General features: G+C 36.1%; 18 protein-coding genes. 13 read left to right on the top strand and 5 right to left on the bottom strand.

Going from position 1 to position 19,081, the window contains the following annotated elements:
* The first annotated feature begins 327 nt into the window (after positions 1-327).
* From mutM to GA0061074_RS00790, 12 genes are all read left to right on the top strand, one after another.
* On the top strand, positions 328-1,161 hold the full coding sequence (mutM, locus tag GA0061074_RS00735; RefSeq protein WP_092461195.1) for a bifunctional DNA-formamidopyrimidine glycosylase/DNA-(apurinic or apyrimidinic site) lyase: 834 nt from the start codon (positions 328-330) through the stop codon (positions 1,159-1,161).
* A 2-nt stretch (positions 1,162-1,163) separates the two neighbouring features.
* Positions 1,164-1,757, top strand: a complete 594-nt coding sequence (coaE, locus tag GA0061074_RS00740; RefSeq protein WP_092461196.1) for a dephospho-CoA kinase — start codon at positions 1,164-1,166, stop codon at positions 1,755-1,757.
* Positions 1,758-1,781: 24 nt separating this feature from the next.
* Positions 1,782-3,128, top strand: coding sequence for a replication initiation and membrane attachment family protein (locus GA0061074_RS00745; protein WP_092461197.1), 1,347 nt, complete (start codon positions 1,782-1,784; stop codon positions 3,126-3,128).
* Positions 3,129-3,134: 6 nt separating this feature from the next.
* A complete protein-coding gene (gene dnaI, locus GA0061074_RS00750; RefSeq protein ID WP_092461198.1) occupies positions 3,135-4,115 on the top strand; it encodes a primosomal protein DnaI in 981 nt (326 codons plus the stop codon).
* The gene (locus GA0061074_RS00755) at positions 4,115-5,230 is read left to right on the top strand and encodes a YibE/F family protein (RefSeq protein ID WP_092461199.1); all 1,116 of its coding nucleotides are present in this window, start codon (positions 4,115-4,117) and stop codon (positions 5,228-5,230) included. Before dnaI ends, GA0061074_RS00755 begins: the two co-directional genes overlap by 1 nt.
* A 2-nt stretch (positions 5,231-5,232) precedes the next feature.
* Positions 5,233-6,009: a YibE/F family protein gene (locus tag GA0061074_RS00760; protein WP_092461200.1), complete on the top strand. Its 777-nt coding sequence runs from the start codon at positions 5,233-5,235 to the stop codon at positions 6,007-6,009.
* Positions 6,010-6,101: 92 nt separating this feature from the next.
* On the top strand, positions 6,102-6,791 hold the full coding sequence (locus tag GA0061074_RS00765) for a response regulator transcription factor (RefSeq protein WP_092461201.1): 690 nt from the start codon (positions 6,102-6,104) through the stop codon (positions 6,789-6,791).
* Between the two features lie 15 nt (positions 6,792-6,806).
* A complete protein-coding gene (locus GA0061074_RS00770) occupies positions 6,807-8,279 on the top strand; it encodes a HAMP domain-containing sensor histidine kinase (protein WP_092461202.1) in 1,473 nt (490 codons plus the stop codon).
* 65 nt (positions 8,280-8,344) lie between these two features.
* The gene (locus tag GA0061074_RS00775; RefSeq protein ID WP_092461203.1) at positions 8,345-9,346 is read left to right on the top strand and encodes a nucleoid-associated protein; all 1,002 of its coding nucleotides are present in this window, start codon (positions 8,345-8,347) and stop codon (positions 9,344-9,346) included.
* Between the two features lie 114 nt (positions 9,347-9,460).
* Entirely contained in the window at positions 9,461-10,411 is a 951-nt protein-coding gene (yidC, locus tag GA0061074_RS00780; protein WP_092461204.1) for a membrane protein insertase YidC, read from the top strand.
* Between the two features lie 145 nt (positions 10,412-10,556).
* Positions 10,557-10,745 (top strand): helix-turn-helix transcriptional regulator, encoded by a 189-nt coding sequence (locus GA0061074_RS00785; protein WP_092461205.1) that lies wholly within the window; start codon positions 10,557-10,559, stop codon positions 10,743-10,745.
* 9 nt (positions 10,746-10,754) lie between these two features.
* Positions 10,755-11,168 (top strand): hypothetical protein, encoded by a 414-nt coding sequence (locus GA0061074_RS00790; protein WP_092461206.1) that lies wholly within the window; start codon positions 10,755-10,757, stop codon positions 11,166-11,168.
* Between the two features lie 80 nt (positions 11,169-11,248).
* Here GA0061074_RS00790 and GA0061074_RS00795 read toward each other — a convergent pair whose 3' ends face one another.
* From GA0061074_RS00795 to mvk, 5 genes are all read right to left on the bottom strand, one after another.
* Entirely contained in the window at positions 11,249-11,791 is a 543-nt protein-coding gene (locus GA0061074_RS00795) for a TetR/AcrR family transcriptional regulator (protein ID WP_092461207.1), read from the bottom strand.
* Between the two features lie 117 nt (positions 11,792-11,908).
* Positions 11,909-12,949, bottom strand: coding sequence for a type 2 isopentenyl-diphosphate Delta-isomerase (gene fni / locus GA0061074_RS00800; protein WP_092461208.1), 1,041 nt, complete (start codon positions 12,947-12,949; stop codon positions 11,909-11,911).
* 5 nt (positions 12,950-12,954) lie between these two features.
* The gene (locus GA0061074_RS00805; protein WP_092461209.1) at positions 12,955-14,025 is read right to left on the bottom strand and encodes a phosphomevalonate kinase; all 1,071 of its coding nucleotides are present in this window, start codon (positions 14,023-14,025) and stop codon (positions 12,955-12,957) included.
* Positions 14,019-15,002, bottom strand: a complete 984-nt coding sequence (mvaD, locus tag GA0061074_RS00810) for a diphosphomevalonate decarboxylase (RefSeq protein ID WP_092461210.1) — start codon at positions 15,000-15,002, stop codon at positions 14,019-14,021. The genes GA0061074_RS00805 and mvaD overlap by 7 nt, the downstream gene beginning before the upstream one ends.
* Positions 15,003-15,019: 17 nt before the next feature.
* On the bottom strand, positions 15,020-16,006 hold the full coding sequence (gene mvk, locus GA0061074_RS00815; protein WP_240005842.1) for a mevalonate kinase: 987 nt from the start codon (positions 16,004-16,006) through the stop codon (positions 15,020-15,022).
* Between the two features lie 210 nt (positions 16,007-16,216).
* Between mvk and GA0061074_RS00820 the strand changes: the two genes are divergently transcribed.
* The gene (locus GA0061074_RS00820; RefSeq protein WP_092461211.1) at positions 16,217-19,048 is read left to right on the top strand and encodes a helicase C-terminal domain-containing protein; all 2,832 of its coding nucleotides are present in this window, start codon (positions 16,217-16,219) and stop codon (positions 19,046-19,048) included.
* The last annotated feature ends 33 nt before the right edge of the window (positions 19,049-19,081 follow it).

Below are 19,081 nucleotides of genomic sequence, written 5' to 3' on the forward strand. Positions count from 1 at the left end.
CTGTGTTTGTTTTTCTATGTCTTAATTGTATACAACTGTGTAATAAAAGACAATATCTTGATAAAGATGGACTTAGTATCAATGAAGGGCGCCTATGGATGGTGTGGATTTGTACAACCCTGATTCATTACTAGCTAAATAAAATTACACCTAATAGGTTATGTTTAAATGCATAACTTAGTAGGCTTTTTTTCATGTTTCAGATAAGATAGTATAATAAATGGAAAGAACAAACTAATTAATATTAATATTGCTTATAAAAGCCAAGTGATTGGAAAAGTGATTGAGATATACATAAACATTGACACAAAGGGGTTTACAAGAGATATGCCAGAACTGCCTGAAGTAGAAACTGTCCGTCGCGGACTTACAAATTTAGTTGCCGGAAGAACAGTACAAAGTACAGAAGTTAGATGGGAAAAAACGGTTGGTGGATTGACTGCCGAAGAATTTAATGATGCATTGCAGAATCAAAAAATCATAAAGATTGATCGCCGTGGTAAGTATTTATTATTCCGTTTTACAAATGATATTACGATGGTTTCGCATTTAAGAATGGAAGGATCATACTATACGGTACCTGCAGGAACAGAGCCGGGTAAACACGACTTAGTCACTTTTCATCTTGATGAAGGAATCGACTTGTTCTATCGTGACACACGTAAATTTGGTCGTATGAATATCGTACCAAACGATAAGGTCATGACAGTTGCAGGCTTAGCAACAATTGGTCCTGAACCAACTGAAGAAGACTTAACACTTGATTACATGATTAGTGAATTTGGTAAGTCAAAGATGCACGTAAAACCATTCTTACTAAATCAAAATCACATTGCTGGTTTAGGAAATATCTATGTTGATGAGACCCTTTGGCAATCAAAGATTCATCCCCTAACACCAGCCAACAAAATAACAAAAGAAGAATTAGCCATCTTACGTGAAAATATCATTCACGAATTAGCACGTGCAACTGAACATCATGGTACAACCGTGCATAGTTTTACGAATGTCTTTGGTAATGCAGGTGAATTCCAAAATGAATTACAAGTATATGGTCGTGTCGGGCAGCCTTGTCTACGCTGTGGTGAACCTTTGCTGAAAACAAAAGTAGCGCAACGTGGTACGACTTATTGTCCTGTTTGCCAAGTAGAAAGGTCATAATAATGTTTAAACTAGGGTTAACGGGTGGCATTGCAACCGGAAAATCAACAATTTCAACATATTTAAGTTCTAAAAATATTCCCATATTAGACGCTGATAAGATTGCTCGACAAGTGGTTGAACCCGGTACACCAGGTTTAGCAGAAATTGTCCAGTATTTTGGGGATGACATTTTACAAGATGATCAGACGCTTAACCGTAAAGCACTTGGTCAAATTGTCTTTAATGACGAACAAGCGTTACAAAAACTAAACGAAATTACACATCCGCGCATACAACAGATGATGATGGATCAAGTAGCAGTACTAGCAAAAAGTAATACACCACTAGTGATTTTGGATATTCCATTACTGTTAGAAAATCATAATGAAGCTGGTGCTGATGCGGTTATGTTAGTAACTATTCCTAAAACGCTACAATTAGAGCGGTTAATGAATCGTAATCATCTCACGCAAGCAGAAGCAGAAAGTCGCATTGCAGCACAGATGCCACTAGCCGAAAAAGAACAGTTAGCAGATTACATTATTGATAATTCGGGTTCAGTTGCAGATACATACAAGCAAGTTGACCAGGTTATTAATCAGATACTAGCGTAATGACAAGAAAGGAGTAATAGAATTATGGCAGATTTTTCAAATCAACAACGCTATCGATTAGTTTATGATGAATTAATTGATATGACGTCTGTACGCTCACTAACAAAGGTATATTTACCAATTATTGGTCGCGATGCTTATACGTTGTACTTAGCATGGGCAACAATGGGGGAAACACCTGAACATAAATATCGTCATGTTGATATATTGGATCAACTCGCCATGAATCAAAATTCCTTTCTAATTGCGCGAAATAAATTAGAGGCTATGGGCTTGGTGAAAACCTTTAAGCAAACAACGACCTTTGGTACACAGTGGGTCTATCAGATTTTCCCACCAATGACAACACATGCATTTCTATCAGATGTCTTACTATCTAGTCTGTTAGCACACTATTTAGGGGATGAGCTATTTAATGACTTAGTTAGTGACGAAAAAAGAGAGGCTCATATTCCAGGGGAAGATGTCTCTAAGACTTTTTTCGATTTAGTTGGTCAAGAAAGTTTTATCAAGCGCAATCATGCGCCATTATCTGAAACAGATGAGAAAAGTACCTTACCAATGAATATTCGTAAAGCAACGAAATCTTTGGATATTAACTTAATCGCTGACATGCTGCAGTCTTATAATATCAAGCCAAATGTTTTGCAAAAGAATGAAGTTGATTTGATGGTTTATAAGACATTGTATGGTTTAAGTGATTTGGAACTTGTACGGGTTATTCAAGCAACAACAACGCCAAATCAACAGATTAATTTGCCAGCGATTAAACAACGTTTGTCAGACAATTTTAAACAGTCACAAGTACCTCAAGTTAAAATTGACAATAATAAAACAGATAATCAGGCACAAAAACCAACAACAAATAGCACATCTGATCCCGCAAGTAAAATTATTCAAATTGCCCAAACAACTTCACCTTTAGTATTTTTGAAAAATTTGCGTCAAGCTAATAATGGGTTTGTAGCGGATAATGAAGTTAAGGCATTAGCAGATATTGCTGAAATGCGTCGGGTTACTCCAGAAGTATTAAACATTATCCTATATGAACTAACCGTTGTTGAGAAAAGGACGACTATTAATAAAACGATTTTGCAAACACTTGTTAATGATTGGTCACAGCATAAGGTGACAGATGCAGTAAGTGCGTTACAATACTTACAAAAGCGGCATCAAAAGCAACAATCACAAACAACACAACGACCAAATCGAAAATGGTCAAATACAAATAAAGCACCTAAACAAGAAACACGTCCTGATTGGGAAAACCAACATGGCACATCAGTTTCACAAGAAGACGCTAAGTCAGCTCGTAGTGCATTAGATGCAATCAGGGCACGTCGCGGCCAAAATAACCCAAAGGAGAAATAAGATACAATGGGTGAGCAAAATTTTAAAGATCAAGAGTCAAAAACAACTGATAATCCGATGAACATGGGTCAAGCGCTACGTGATTTCATGGATAAGAAGCAATTAAACGGTCGTTTTCAAACGCTTAAAAAGGAAGTCTATCGCGACCCTGAAATCCGCCAGTTCTTTAATGAGTATAAGGATAGTTTGTCACGAACAATTGTTGAACGTGATTTTGCAGTTCTATATGAATATTATTCACAGCAACGAAAAGCTAAAGCAGGTAAAAAAGTTGTCCATGAAGGATATGTACCAGCTTTGCGGGTTGAAGAAAACCGGATTGTTATTATTTATGAACCGAATGAAGCAACTCGTTTAGCACAACGAATGAATATGCAAGCAAATCTAGTTAAGTCAATTGGTATGCCAAAGTTAATTAACCGAGCACGATTAGATGATTTTTCAGATAATGACACAGACCGCTTAGCTGCTTTAACTGGGGTATTACAATTTATAGATGATTACATTAAAAAGCCGGATGATTTTCATCGTGGTCTTTACCTTCATGGTGCGTATGGTATTGGTAAAACCCACTTAATGGGAGCTATGGCTAATGAATTTGCACAAGAGGGTATTCCAGTTACGCTTATTCACTTGCCTAGCTTTGTCGTAGAGGTACGTAGTGCAATTGGTTCTAACGAACAACCACAGGATAAAATTAATGCAATTAAGCAAGTACCAATCCTGGTAATTGATGATATTGGTGCGGAATCCTTAACGGCATGGGTTCGTGATGATGTGTTAGGCGTTATTTTAGAATATCGTATGCAAAATGAACTAACAACATTCTTCACTTCTAATTTTTCAATGACACAATTGGAAAAAGAACACTTTACCATTACCAAAGATGGTGCAGAACCAGTTAAAGCAGAACGATTAATGCAACGAATTAAATTCCTAGCAAAAGAAGTGCAAATGGCTGGCGACAATCGTCGGGAGCTTGATTAATGAAACAAAAGAAAATCACACACTTTACTTTAAAACTACTGACTGTATTAATTTTGATGTTAATCAGTTTTGTTGTGCTACGTCATAATGCAAGTTGGTATCAAGATACAATTGGTGAAGTTACCTCATCTAAACAAGTATCATCTAAGGTGCTTCAAGATCAATATGGGAACAAAGTTACACAGCACCATCAGAAAGTAACGGTTAAGATATTAAATACTAAAGATAAAGATAAAACGGTGTCGTTTATTAATAGTTATGATGATGCACAAGCTATCACACAGCCATTACGACAACACGATCAAATATTTTTAGCGCGATCTGAAAAAGCGTGGGGACTCAAAAACTTCAAACGCGATAGCTTTTGGATACCTATTTTAATTTTAGTGATGGGATTTTTGATTATATCAATGGGCAAAGCAGGTGGCTTCATGGTAGCGTCACTAGCTATTAACATTATGCTGTTCATTGGTGCTATTTATTTAAATATGGTAACTAAAGAAGCCAATATATTTTGGATATTCATTTTGTTTAGTATCCTAGCATCAACATTAACCTTGATATTTGTCATGGGTATTAAAAATCGCTTAACCTGGACCGTCTTATTGACCGTCGCAACCTCGACAACCGCGGCCATGTTGATTGGCTTATTAGTCTTTAAGGTAACTAATGGTAAGGGGCTCCACTTTGAATTAATGTCCTTTATCACACAATTACCACAACCAATGTTCCTCTCAATGACCTTAGTTGGTGTTTTAGGGGCTGTTATGGATGAAGCAACTGATATGATTGCCACTTTGTTTAGTTTGGAGCGCGACCATCCTGAAATTGGCATTAAAGATCTCTTGGTTACAGGAAGGCATGTTGGTCAAGAAATCTTTGGGGCTTTGAGTAACACGTTATTCTTAATCTTTATTGCCGAGCAAATTCCAATGGCAATCTTATACTTAAGAAATGGTAATAACTGGGGCTTCACTTATACGATGAACTTGTCGTTGGGGATGGTTCAAACTTTAATTAGTGCAATTGGTATTGTGTTGACCGTACCAGCCGGAATTTTTTGGGTATGGATTTTGCATAAATGGCAACAAAAGAAATTGGAGGCAAAGGTATAAGCATGAGTGTTTTATTGATGTTATCTATTATTCTTTTTGTCTTAATGCTAATTGTTGGTGGTGTAAAGGGAATTGGTGCCTTTATTAGCCTATGGATTAGTTTTGCAATCCTGGTTGTGATGATGCTATTAATTAGCTTTCAATTCAATCCATACTGGGTATTACTAATTGGTGGTGCATGTTTACTAACAGTGACCGTCCTAAGCGCTGGTGCAGATGAACGAACCACGACAATTGCTCTAATAGCTAGTTTTATCGTTATGATTGTATTATTAATTGTTATCCTACCAACAGAGCATATTGCAATTGCGCAAGGGTTTGCTGAAGAAAACTCAGATGATTTAGAAGGGCTATCTTTAGCAATTAATATTGATTTTGGAACATTAGGGATTGTTGCGGCGCTACTAGCAACATTAGGTGCAATTGCAGAAGCGTCTGTTGCAATTACAACTGGTGTTGGTGAACTGCTAAGTGAGCGCCCAAATATCAGTAATAAAGAGCTAATTGACGTTAGTCAGATACTGGGTAAGCAAATTATCGGAACAGCCGTTAATACTGTGTTATTTGGTTTCTTAGCTGACTTTTTGAGTCTTGCTGTATTATTTGGTAAATTAAAATACAGTTTTGGTGAAATTATTAATGCAAAATTGTTTACAGCATCTATGTTGTCATTGTTATATGCACTATTGGGTGTTTTATTAACATTACCAGTTACAATTGGTATTTTTTTACTTTATCAAAAAAAGCAAAAACACCATACTAATGGGGAAAAGCTATGATTTATTAGAAAATCATGGTATGATAAGAATAAATATGTCATCGTTAAATGAATGACTCGTATCCTGTAAGAAAGTAACCAGAGGTATAGCGTATGAGCAATGTGCTTGTGATTGAAGATGAAGAAAACTTGGCTCGTTTTGTTGAGTTAGAGTTGCAACATGAAGGATATGAAACTCATGTTGAAGATAATGGACGTGGCGGACTAGACGCTGCTTTAGCAAATGATTATGATTTAATTTTGCTTGACTTAATGTTACCTGAGTTAAGCGGTTTAGAAGTTGCTCGCCGTTTGCGTGAAGAAAAAAATACACCAATTATTATGATGACAGCACGTGATTCTGTCATTGATCGTGTATCAGGATTGGATTATGGTGCAGACGACTATGTTGTTAAGCCTTTTGCAATTGAAGAATTATTGGCACGTGTTCGTGCATTACTGCGTCGTATTGATATTGAAACGGAAGAGCACAGCACACATCAAAGTGTTGTACGTTACCGTGATTTAACTGTCGAAAAAGAAAATCGTATTGCTCGTCGGGGCAACGAGATTATTAATTTGACAAAACGTGAATATGAATTGCTTTTGATTTTGATGGAAAACATTAACGTTGTACAATCTCGTGAAGAATTGCTTAAGAAGGTTTGGGGATACGATTCTGAGATTGAAACAAATGTTGTGGATGTTTATATTCGTTACCTCCGTAACAAGATTGATCAACCTGATTCACGAGCATCATACATTCAAACAGTACGCGGTACTGGATACGTTATGCGCCAGTAATTTGGAGGAATTTTAATGGGTAGATCATCATCCATTATTGAGAAAACACCACAACAAAAGGGCCTTTCCTTAAAATGGAAATGGGCCCTTGGATCTGTTGCTGGTGTTTTTTTAATATTTATTATATTTACATGGTTTGTGATGCAAGCATTCGCAACACAAATGATGTCGACTGAAAGACAACAGGTAACAAGCTCACTAAATGCTGTTACCCATCGTTTGCAAAATATAAACGCCTCTCAGTTATTACCAACAAAAATTGATCAGGTCTTACAGCCTAATAGTAAAGATTTTGATGATGTAGTTAACGATCCAGTTTTACAACAAATTGCGCGTAAAGATTACACAATTCGGGTATACAATAAGAAACATGAGCAAGTATATCCAGTTGGGGGACAACCAGTTCCATTCCAAGAAACAAATAAGCGGATTGTCCGTGTTGAACGGATAAGAGGTACCAAAATGTTGGTGGGTCATCAAGAACTACGAGATGCTAACCATAACATTATTGGACACGTTGTCATTGAGAATCATTTGACAGCTTATCATAAGACCTTTAATCGAGTTTATTCAATTATTACGATTTTGATTATTCTTGGTCTATTCTTAATTGCTCTTTGGGGTTATTGGCTCGCTGGATTCTTCCTTCGACCAATGGATAACATCAAAAAAACAGTTGATAAAATTAATCAAGATCCACAATCACAAGATCGTGTTGATGTCGAAAGCCGTAAACCAGATGAATTAACAGACTTAGCTAATTTGTTAAATGATATGCTTGATAAGATGCAACGTTTTATCCTCCAGCAACATCAATTCGTTGAAGATGTGTCTCATGAACTTCGTACACCAGTTGCGATTGTGAAAGGCCATATGGAATTATTAAATCGTTGGGGAAAAGATGATCCGAAAATTCTAGATGAGTCAATTAAGGCATCATTACAAGAAATTAGTCGTATGGAAGGTCTTGTATCTGAGATGCTTGACCTAACTAGAGCAGACCAAGTTGAATTAACTTTCCGTGATGGTGATACGGATGCTAAAGATTTAATCAATGGTATCTATACTAACTTCAAAATGATTCATCCTGATTTCACATTCTGGATTGACGATGATCTAAAAGGACCAACAATCGTTAATATGAATCGCGATCATTTGGAACAAATTTTGATCATTCTGTCTGATAACGCAGTTAAATATAGCCAGGATCGTCGTGAAATTCATTTTGCTGCTTCACGCTCTGGTAACCTTGTTGAACTTGCAGTTCAAGATTTTGGTGAAGGAATTAGTCCTGAAGATGCTAACCGTGTATTTGATAGATTTTATCGTGTTGATAAGGCACGTTCTCGTAAACAAGGTGGTAATGGATTAGGATTGAGTATCGCTCAAAAACTTGTTGAAGGTTATGGTGGTAGTATCCAATTAGAATCTGCTATTGGGCAAGGTTCAATTTTTAGAATCACCTTACCAATTAAACATCAGGATTAAAAATAGTAAAATGACTAGAAAAGCAGGGGCATTATTAACCTGCTTTTCTACTGTAAAGGAACATTATGATTATAAAACACGTTATTTTACATGTATTAGATAAAAACAGTGGTAATTTAATTGCATCACAAGATGAATTAGATCTTAATCAACCCAGTTTGCATGAATACATTGAAAAACTCATTGAAAAATTTAAAAATAGTGATTATAAAACTGGTCAATTAACAGATAATGATGCGATAAGCACAATAATTTCTGACACGAATGAGCAGTCGTTTGCTGAAAAAGCGACGACTTTAGCTGAAGAATTATTTGAAATCATTGCGCCAAGTGATGCGATTCCGGCAGGAGACCTATTAGTAGTAGAATTTTCCGAGGGCGCCGAAGACTTTTTTAGTATTTTGAAACTAAACTTTCAACCTCGGTATACTCATGCTGTTGAATATCAAGACGATAGATTAGTCAATAATTTAGTTTTAAACCAAGCCGTGTTACCGGCTGCAACGCAAAAGGTTGATGAAGGTATTATCATTAATTTGATGAACGGTTCATATATGCTAGTTGAAAAAAGGTACCTGATTGATGGGCATCGAACTAACTATTTTTCTGAAAAGTTTTTAAAAATTCAACCAGAAAATTCAACTAAAGACAATATTCAAGTGATTAAACAAGCCGTTAAGTCAGTTGCAAGTAAATTTGAAATGCCCGAACATGAGGTTTTAGCTGAAACGCAAAATACGATTTTTGATACCGTTCAAGACGATGGTGAAATTAAAACGTCTGCAATCGCAGAATCAGTCTTTAAAGGAAACGTATCAGCACAGCAAGCATATCAACAAATTATGGATACAAAACAATTAGACGATGATATTGCTGTACCAAATACTGAGCGTATTGAAAAGAAGTACCGTTTACAGCGATTTAAACTAGATTCGGGAATTGAAATTTCAATTCCAATGGACATTTACCAGGATAAGAGCAAAGTAGAATTTATTAATAAGCCCGACGGAACCATGTCACTTGTTATCAAAGATATTGCATCAATTATTAATAAATTTAACTCATAAGCAACGTCTTATGTTAAATACGGTAAATATTTATAATATATAATACATTTCATGATATAATTATTATTTGAAATAAGAGAACACGAAAGATGAATAGGTAGGAAAAAATACTTCATGAAAATTAAAGGTTTAACCCCGATACTATTAATTGTCCTAGTCGTTTTGTTTGTTACAGGACACGCTGATTTCTTAAAAGGTCCACTAACAGACTTTATGCATTGGTCTGAAACAGCAATCGGTGGTGTTAATGCGGTTGGTTGGTCAATTATTATTTTGACATTACTTGTTCGTTTGATCTTGCTACCAATGATGATTCATCAACAACGTAATGCAACCATCCAACAAGAAAAGATGCGTTTACTACAACCACAATTGAAGAAGGTTCAAGAAGCTCAAAAGGGTGCTCAAACGCAAGAAGAACAAATGTTAGCTTCACAAGCTATGATGACGATTTATCGTGAAAATAACGTCTCATTACTTGGTGGAATGAACTTCGCAACGCTAATCATTCAATGGCCTGTGTTTATGGGATTGTATGCTGCTATCAGAAATTCAAATGAAATTGCTCATGCAACATTTTTAGGTATTAATTTATCATCTCATGCACCAATTTTGGCCATTGCAACCGCTGTTGCGTATGGTATTCAAGCATACTTGTCATTAATCGGTATTCCTGCAGAACAAAAGAAGCAAATGCAAATGATGATGTATGTTATGCCAATTATGATGTTATTCATGACATGGGTAACTAACGCTGGTATTGCCTTGTACTTCTTTGCAGGTGCGTTGGTTATGATTCTACAAACGTTGATCATTATCGTTTGGCGTCCACGCTTGAAAGCACAAGTTAATGCAACTTTCGAAGTTAAGGATGTTGTTGATGACGCTTTAGCTGGTAAGATTAAAGCAAAGCCTTCTGGTCGTTTCGCAGAAGCAATGCAAGCTGCTCAAGAACAACAGAAGCAACAGCAACAAAACGGTGACCGTAAAGACATTACGGATACAACTCAGGAACATAATGGTCCAAAAGGTGGTCGTAACGCCGGTAAGCAAAATCGTAAATAATTAAATTTAATAAAAAACAGCCAAACTTTTTATAAGTTTGGCTGTTTTTTATATATAACGTTAATCCGTAATTTGACATTAACTCAAAATAATGTAATATATAAATTACAAAAGGAATATATATATTACTTAAAGGAAAGAATTTATGAAAAATAATGTAAAAGTAATTCGATTATCCTTATCTATAACACAAAAAGATTTAGCAAAAGAAGTTGGCATAACAAGACAGACGTTAAGTTTAATAGAGAAGGGGCAATACAATCCATCAATTAAATTAGCCATTGGTATTGCAAAATCATTAAATGTGACACTTAACGATTTGTTTTGGGTTTAGGGGGCAGTTATGCATAGAAAGAAAATGGATGAACGTTTAAAAGTAGAAAAAACAAAACTGATTTATTATGTTGCTATCATTCAAAATATAATACTAGCCGCAGAATTGATTTATGAAGCAGTGTCAGAAAATAGGCCATTACGTGAAGTAATTACCTTTGACAATCCCATGGCAGTGGTATTTTTAATCTTTTTCATTCCATTTTTAATTATTTCAGTAATATATGGTGTAAAAAATGATGATGATGATAAGGTTGGTCATTTACCTATTATAATTTCGACCATTATATTAACTGGCATATTTGCCGGTGCTATGTTCCTGATTGATGGATCAATCAGTGCTAATACGGGCCTAGTGATTTTGATAGTAGGAATTTTTTTGTTTGTATTCAGTGAGTTCATTAATTTTTGCAGAGAAAAATAGTTAAATAAAAAAAGGTATTGATAATCAACAATCATTTTCATGATTGGTTATCAATACCTTTTTTATTATTCATAGATAGCTTAAAGGTTTGTTTGTTGTGCATTAGTCATATCAATTGCAATTTGAACCATTTGATCAATTGATTCATGCGCACCAGTAGCAATCCAACGAATTGCCAAAGCAAGCATGCCTGAAGCGGTAAAGTCAGATACGTAATCAATTGAACGATTAAACGTTGCAGTGTTCTGTAATTTTTTCGCATATAAACCATGTAGAATATCGCGCAAGGGAGGGTAAAACTGCTCACGTAAGCCTGCATTAAGTAAAACGGCGATAGTAATACCGTTAGCCCTAATAAAGCCAAAAAAGGCACGCGAAATCGCTTCAGAATTTAAAGGAAGCGCGTCGGCTTCTTTTTCAAAATCTTGTGTTAATTGCGTTACGATAGCTTGGATGACTGCTTCTTTTGTACCAAAATGGCGATAGAAAGCCATCCGTGACACGCCTGCCTTGCGGGTGATTTCAGTGACCGCAAGTTGGTCATAAGATTGGCTTTGCAACAATGTCAGCGTTGCATCTATAATTTGATCATCAGTTTGTTGACGAATACTTTCTGTTAGCATGTTCTTCATACTTTTATTTTACGATATTATAAGACAAGTAAGTAAAAAAGCAGGTAAAATGGAGATTCACTTTACCTGCTTTAGAAAAACTTTGTAAACGCTAATAAAACGTTAATTTTATAGATGACGTTGTTCTTTATAATTTTGTAGTTCGGGTGATAAAATATATGGCACATTTGTTAAATCGTCTGCCGACTTAGCACCAACTAAAGCATATAATTTCTTTAATTGTCGCTGCCAATTTTCAATTTCATCAATCAATCCTTCAGGACCATTTTGAAGAACAGTATGTAAGAAATGACCTGCAACGCCAACTGCCTTAGCACCCATAATTTGAGCTTTTAAAACATCTAACGGATCCTGAATACCACCAGTTGCCAAAATAATAGGGGAATCAGTAAGAGAGCGGGCCTCTAGCAAACTTTCTGCTGTAGTTTGACCCCAATCATACAAAAAGTCAAAGCTCCTATGTTGTTCACGATTACGACGATCTTCAATAATCGCAAAATTAGTCCCTGAACGACCACCAACATTAACGTACTGTGCCCCCAATTGATGTAGCGTTTGAATGGTTTCAGCAGTCATGCCAAAACCAACTTCTTTAATAATAACTGGCACGTTAACAGTTTGAATAATGTCAGCAATATTATCCAACCACATAAAATCAGTGTCACCTTCAGGCATGACTATTTCTTGGGGAACATTGATATGGACCTCTAATGCGTTAGCACCAATCATATCAACAACTTGTTGTGCTGATTTAGCATTATGACCAGCACCTATATTAGCAATAATAAAGCCATCGGGATTGACTTGTCGTGCAACTGTAAAGCTTTCGATAGCTTCAGGGTCTTTTAGTGCAACACTTTGAGAGCCAACGGCCATTGCCAAGCCAGTTTTACGGGCAACCTCTGCAAGCTGTTTATTAATTTTACCAGTACGATTACTACCACCAGTCATAGCCTCAATATAAAATGGAGTAGTAAAATTAAAGTTTTTATCTGAAACCGCAAGAGAAACGTCATCAATTTTTAGTTCGGGCAAACTATTATGAATGAGACGAACTTGCTTTAGAGATGACACCGGTTGATGCTGTCGGTATTCAGCCTCAGATAGGGCAAGATGTTCATCTTTACGATGTGCATGTGCTGATTCCATATTGCTTATTCTCCTAAAGTTGCAATGTGCAAGGGTAATGGGGTAATGCCATTTTGTGCCCATGTCGCATGCAATTTTTCTTTATCTTCATTGTTAGTTGTAATGGCAATAACATTATCTCCACCACCAGCACCAGAAACCTTAGCTGGTATGTTTAAACTAGAGGAGATATTAATCGCAGTAGTTAAACTATCTGTTAAGTAATTAATACCAACTTGTTCAGCATAATTTGAAATACCAGTAGCATTTGAAACGAGACTTTGAGACATCTTTTCAAAATGAGAAATTTCAACAGCCAAAATAAATGCACTAATAAGCGGTTGCGTTACTAAGGAAAGGGTTTCTTTTGCACGTGTCAAATTTTCGGATGACACAGCTTTCCCCAACATTTTTTGTGTGTCTGCAGGACTCCCTGTCCATCCAACTGCAATCTGCCAATTATCTGGCCAAGGAAGTATTTTGATTTTTAAACCAGGCCAATCTTTATTTAAAATTGTTTGATATTCAAGACCGTCAACTAACATTTGGTTAATCACAGTATCATCAAACTTACGATAGGCGAGTACATTTCCATATGTTGCAACTGCGACATCCGCCATTGAACCATTAGCAAATTGTGGCAGACTTAGCATGGTAAGAACACCTAATTTAAATTGTTTTTGTTTAGACAAATTTAAACTAAATACTTGATCAAAAGCTTTGATTATTGCGACAACAACCGCTGCAGACGAACCTAAACCTAATTTTTTACCTTGAAAGGTAAGGTCACTATCAATATTAATTGTTATGCCTTGGTAAGCAGCTGCGGTTTTAAAATGAAATTGATACAACACTTGAAGTGTTTTTTTAACCAATTGCCAGCTATCTGTACTAACATCTGCTTGTAATTGATTAAACGACATGGTCAAAGTTCCCAGTTGATCACTTTTAATATTAATTTTTGGACTATCAATGTGTTCAGCAGTTACAGTGACATACTTATTAACTGCAAAAACAACTGCACTCTGATAAGGAAATGTAATCGCATACTCACCGACCAAAAATAATTTACCGGGCGCTTTTACCGTTGTTAGCATATTATATCTCCTGCACTAATTTTGATTTCTGGACCCGGGTGCGCATTAATAATCTTATCTTCAGAAACAACTGATAATAAAGCATTTTTTATCGTTTCCGTGTCACATGGGTTAGAAATTAATTTGACGTTTGGACCTGCGTCCATGGTAGCATACACTGGAATTCCTTGTTGTCGTAACTGTTGTGCAATCAAAATAACTTCCCAACTCTTATCAGTTAAATAATTAAAGGGTGGGACAGCTGTTGTATTCGTTGCATGCATTTGAAGAGCATTTGATTCTGCAATTTGACCAATTGTGTTTAAATCATGATTTTGGATAGCTTTAATCATAGCATTAACTTGTTGATTAGCTGTATTAACCCATAAATCATAGAAAGGAGATGTTTCCATTGCATGTTGCATACCAGCACGCGATCCAACTTTTTTAGGTTGATCATTAATAACAACCGTCATTAACTGAATTGGCCAATCCACGTCTGAAACCAAAGGTGATCCAACTGACGTCAAATCATTACCAGGAGTCCATTGCGCAAATCCACCAAAAATTGAGCGAGTTGCCGATCCAGAACCGTGACGTGCTAAACGTGATAACTCAGTTAATGTTAAATCCAAGCCGGCTGCCTTACTTGCAGCACCAGCTAGTGCTGCAAATGCTGAAGCTGATGAAGCCAAACCAGCTGCTGTTGGTACATGGTTAGTTGAAATAACCGATGCGTACGTTTGAATGCCTGCTTGTTGTCGAACAATATCTAAAAAACGGCTAACTTTTTGCATAGCATGCCCAGTTACCGTTTCATTATCTAAGACAAATTGATCAGCATTTAATTTTTCATCAAACCAAACAGTTGTATCAGTGTAAAATTCATCAAGCGTCAATGATATTGAAGTAGTAGTAGGCGTTATAATCTCTGTGTCTACTTTTCCCCAATATTTTAATAATGCGATATTTGTATGCGCACGTGCTGTAAAATGCATCTTCAAAACTCCTAAAGCTAATTATTATGACTATATGTTTGTGTCCAAACTTCTTGTGCGCCAGCAGCTTCCAAAGCTGTTAAAACATGAGTTGTTTGTTCAGCATTCTGTGTGAGCGCAATCATCGTACCACCAACACCACCACCAGTAAGCTTGGCACCTAAAGCACCAGCTTCACGTGCTGCACTAATTAATTCATCAAGCTTAGGATGAGAAATACCTAATGCGCTCAGATGCTTTTGTGCCTTATTCATAAATTGTCCCAATTTAAGGACATTGTTTTCTGAAATAGCAGTGCGGGTATGTTTGGCAATTTCACCAATTTTATCAATATGGTGTTGTGCACTTTGTGGCTCGTTTAACAAATGTTCACGAACAACAGATACAGCCAAACCAGTTTGTCCTTGGATACCAGTATCAGCGATGATTAACGTCGCATCTAATGACATATTAATTTTTTCTGGTTGCTTTCCTTTAATAAACCAAATTGCTTGATCATTAGCAACAGTTGCGGTGTCCAACCCTGAAGGTGACCCATGGGTAATTGATTCTTCTATACTTGCCCAACGCTGTAATGCCTGTTTTGAAAGCTTTTTATTAAAGTAATCGAAAAATCCACGGACAATAGCAATTGCTGTCGCTGCGGACGAACCCATCCCACGTTCTTGAGGAATGTTAGAAGTAATACTCATCGTAAACGGCATGTTTGGCTCATCAAAGTATTGCAATAATCTAATGATAAGTTGACGAATTCCTTCATAAACTTCAGCCATTGCTTCCAATGGGCCGCGATATGCTTGGGCTAAAATGATTTGTCCCGCTTCACGAGGTTCTATTTTAACAGTCATTGCTAAATCCGGTAGGGGAAGTGCAATAGCTGGTTGGCCATATACGACCGCATGTTCGCCAAGTAAAATAACTTTGGCATGGCTTTCGCCGATTCCTGGTTTTTTCACTTTGAAATTACCAATCCATTCTATTTTTATTGTAGCTTTCTTAATCATATCAAATTCATACGCAAATTACATCATAGATACTACAATTATAAGCTTAAATCTGGTTATATTTTTTAATTTTACGCTATTTTTAACAAAGTACATTTAGATATGGTTTATATAGCTCTAACATAATTTGATAGTAGATTGCATAAATATCAGTGTATAAAATATGCTATAATTTATCTAAGATTATAGAGAAAGTCGTGGTGCGTCTCGATGCTAAATAAAGACATCTATGCAGTTGTTGATCTAGAAACAACTCGTACAACGAGCGAATCAGGTCGCATCATTCAAATTGCGATTGCGTTCGTACAAAACAAAAAAATTATTAATCAATTTTCAACTTTGATAAATCCACACGAAACAATTCCACGAAATATTGTGCAATTAACGGGAATTACGCAAGATATGGTGCAAGGGGCACCGTCTTTTGAGGATATTGCTGCATCAATTCATACAATGTTATCGGGGACAATTTTTGTTGCGCATAATGTTAACTTCGATTTACCATTCTTAAATGCCGAATTTAAGCGAGTAGGTATGACACAATTAGACTTAGTTGCCTTAGACACGGTCACTTTGAGCCAAATTGTTTGGCCAACAGCACCTGGTTTTCGTTTAGTGGATCTAACAACTTACTTATCACTCACTCACGGCCGTCCTCATCAGGCTGATAGTGATGCTTTGGCAACTGGTGCTTTATTAATTAAAATCATCGAACGTCTTGAAAAGCTACCTATCATAACATTACAGTCTTTGGTTGATTTGCCATTAGTACTACCTAAGGATTCAAAGTCATTATTTGAAAAGGTGCTAATCAAAGCAAAAGCATTACGTGAGCCTTTGCCAAAACAGCTACAGGTTATTGACGGGTTGGCTATCCGTCGTTTTAGTGATCCTGAACCGTTAAAAAACAAAAAGAATATTACCTATCCGGCTAAACGTGCAGCTAAACAACAATTGTATGGTCAAAACTTAACTTATCGTGAACAACAAGCCAAGTTAATGAACGCTATTAAAAAGCATTATTCAACAAGTTCATTATCAACTGTACCAGGCGAATCTGCTTTTGTTGCAGAAGCGCCAACAGGTATGGGAAAAACACTTGGTTTTCTATTGCCATTCGCATATTTAGCTAATGATGCAGATAAGCAAGTAATTGTAACTGAACCTACCATTACATTGCAATCACAAGTAACTGAAACAATTAACACAACATTGCATAATATTTTACCTTTTGAAGTGCGAGCCGTTAGTTTGAAAGGGCGTCGTCATTATTTGAACCTCCAAAGTTTTAAACGTTCATTACAAATTGACGAGGGAACGACATCGCTACAGTTTATTAAAGCCCAAATTTTAGTTTGGTTAACCGAAACTGTACGCGGTGATTTTGATGAATTACATTTGATGAATGCTCAACAAAAATTCATCGCAAAGTTATCACAAAATGCAAACAATCCGACTGGATCGCCATTCTATGGTTATGAGTTTTTTGACAGACAACATGTATTAGCGCAACAAGCACAGTTCTTGGTAGTTAATCACAATTATTTAGCAGAATATGCTAGTGAATTAGGTGACCAGACGAATAAACCATATTTGGTTATCGATGAGGCACAAAATTTACCATCAGCTGTACTTAACCAAAGTCGTCATCAATTACCAATTCAAACATGGTTAGCTCGTGTTCAAACAGCAATTAATTTAGTTTTGCAAGACACTAAACCTGCTATTGGTGACATTTTACATCGCATTATTGGTGGGGAACGTCTTAAAAATCACTTGTTAAAGTCTTTGGAAATCATTTCAAATGAAATTCCACAATTACAGGTTGCTTTGTATCGTCGTTTCTTACTAAACAAGAAAATGCCAGCTACGCAAGGACAATATGAAATTGCACTTGCAAATAATGATTTTGCACAATTTTGGATTGACCAATCTAATCATGTAAATAGTATTCATAAAGAAGTACTTCGTTTAGAAGATTCATTGCAAATCTTGTTGACTCAGTTTAGTGATGCTAAAACCGCTTTTTCATTAGGTGAACGTCAACAATTAGCTGATTTTAGACGATTATTGGATAGTATTAGTCAATACGAAAAGCAGTTAACTATCTTTCAACAAGACTTAGTTGACTTCCCAAAGGCAAGTATCTTTTGGTTAACTGACTCACAAAATCATGACAGTAGTAATTTAAAACTAAGTGGTGGGTTATTACATACATTAAATTACTTCAAAGAAAAAGTTTATCCACATTTTATGCCGCCAACAATTATCGGTGCTACTTTATTTACTTCAACAAAATCCGGTTATCTATATGATCGATTAAATATAGATAAAGAAAGTGCGACAATACGACATTACCCTGATGTTTTTGACTTTGAAAAACAAGCTCGGTTATTAATGGTTAAAAATGCACCGTTACCAACGGATAAACATTTTACGCATTATCTTGCTAATCAGTTGGTGGATGTAACAACAGCTATAAATAAAAATACTTTAGTTCTATTTAATTCGTTAGATATGATTCAACAAGTCTATAACTTCATGCAATCAAATCCTAAATTACAACAAAGTAAAATAACTGTTTTAGCACAAGGGGTTACTGGCACGCGTGGTAAAATCAAAAAGCGGATGCAATCTGAAAAAAATATCGTTGTACTTGGTGCTGCCAGTTTTTGGGAAGGCATTGACTTACCAGATGATCAATTGCGTCTATTAGTCATTGCGCGTTTGCCATTTGATCGGCCAGATACAGTGTTACAAAAGGCTGAAGAAGCCATCTTAACGGCTCAAGGAAAGCAACCATTTTATCAGAGCACCTTACCTAAAGCTGTTTTACGATTACGACAGGGAATTGGCCGTTTAATTCGCACGCCTGAAGATTACGGGGCAATCATCGTTTACGATGTTCGCATTTTAACGAAATCTTATGGTAAGACACTCCGTAAGATGTTACCAACAAATCTACCTCAAAAAGAATTAACCGACGATAAAATTATTTCAAATTTACAGGATTTTTTTGCTGAACAGCATAAACAGCTTTAATAAGGAACAAAAATTTGGTAAAGTAATAAGTGG

Origin of the sequence: Weissella bombi, from assembly GCF_900094835.1 — a bacterium.
In the GTDB taxonomy this organism is placed as follows: Bacteria; Bacillota; Bacilli; order Lactobacillales; family Lactobacillaceae; genus Weissella; species Weissella bombi.

What these genes read in the sequence shown, in the direction of transcription:
- mutM (WP_092461195.1), top strand. Translation starts at nt 328, where the DNA reads ATGCCAGAACTGCCTGAAGTAGAAACTGTCCGTCGCGGACTTACAAAT.
- coaE (WP_092461196.1), top strand. Translation starts at nt 1,164, where the DNA reads ATGTTTAAACTAGGGTTAACGGGTGGCATTGCAACCGGAAAATCAACA.
- GA0061074_RS00745 (WP_092461197.1), top strand. Translation starts at nt 1,782, where the DNA reads ATGGCAGATTTTTCAAATCAACAACGCTATCGATTAGTTTATGATGAA.
- dnaI (WP_092461198.1), top strand. Translation starts at nt 3,135, where the DNA reads ATGGGTGAGCAAAATTTTAAAGATCAAGAGTCAAAAACAACTGATAAT.
- GA0061074_RS00755 (WP_092461199.1), top strand. Translation starts at nt 4,115, where the DNA reads ATGAAACAAAAGAAAATCACACACTTTACTTTAAAACTACTGACTGTA.
- GA0061074_RS00760 (WP_092461200.1), top strand. Translation starts at nt 5,233, where the DNA reads ATGAGTGTTTTATTGATGTTATCTATTATTCTTTTTGTCTTAATGCTA.
- GA0061074_RS00765 (WP_092461201.1), top strand. Translation starts at nt 6,102, where the DNA reads ATGAGCAATGTGCTTGTGATTGAAGATGAAGAAAACTTGGCTCGTTTT.
- GA0061074_RS00770 (WP_092461202.1), top strand. Translation starts at nt 6,807, where the DNA reads ATGGGTAGATCATCATCCATTATTGAGAAAACACCACAACAAAAGGGC.
- GA0061074_RS00775 (WP_092461203.1), top strand. Translation starts at nt 8,345, where the DNA reads ATGATTATAAAACACGTTATTTTACATGTATTAGATAAAAACAGTGGT.
- yidC (WP_092461204.1), top strand. Translation starts at nt 9,461, where the DNA reads ATGAAAATTAAAGGTTTAACCCCGATACTATTAATTGTCCTAGTCGTT.
- GA0061074_RS00785 (WP_092461205.1), top strand. Translation starts at nt 10,557, where the DNA reads ATGAAAAATAATGTAAAAGTAATTCGATTATCCTTATCTATAACACAA.
- GA0061074_RS00790 (WP_092461206.1), top strand. Translation starts at nt 10,755, where the DNA reads ATGCATAGAAAGAAAATGGATGAACGTTTAAAAGTAGAAAAAACAAAA.
- GA0061074_RS00795 (WP_092461207.1), bottom strand. Translation starts at nt 11,791, where the DNA reads ATGCTAACAGAAAGTATTCGTCAACAAACTGATGATCAAATTATAGAT.
- fni (WP_092461208.1), bottom strand. Translation starts at nt 12,949, where the DNA reads ATGGAATCAGCACATGCACATCGTAAAGATGAACATCTTGCCCTATCT.
- GA0061074_RS00805 (WP_092461209.1), bottom strand. Translation starts at nt 14,025, where the DNA reads ATGCTAACAACGGTAAAAGCGCCCGGTAAATTATTTTTGGTCGGTGAG.
- mvaD (WP_092461210.1), bottom strand. Translation starts at nt 15,002, where the DNA reads ATGCATTTTACAGCACGTGCGCATACAAATATCGCATTATTAAAATAT.
- mvk (WP_240005842.1), bottom strand. Translation starts at nt 16,006, where the DNA reads ATGATTAAGAAAGCTACAATAAAAATAGAATGGATTGGTAATTTCAAA.
- GA0061074_RS00820 (WP_092461211.1), top strand. Translation starts at nt 16,217, where the DNA reads ATGCTAAATAAAGACATCTATGCAGTTGTTGATCTAGAAACAACTCGT.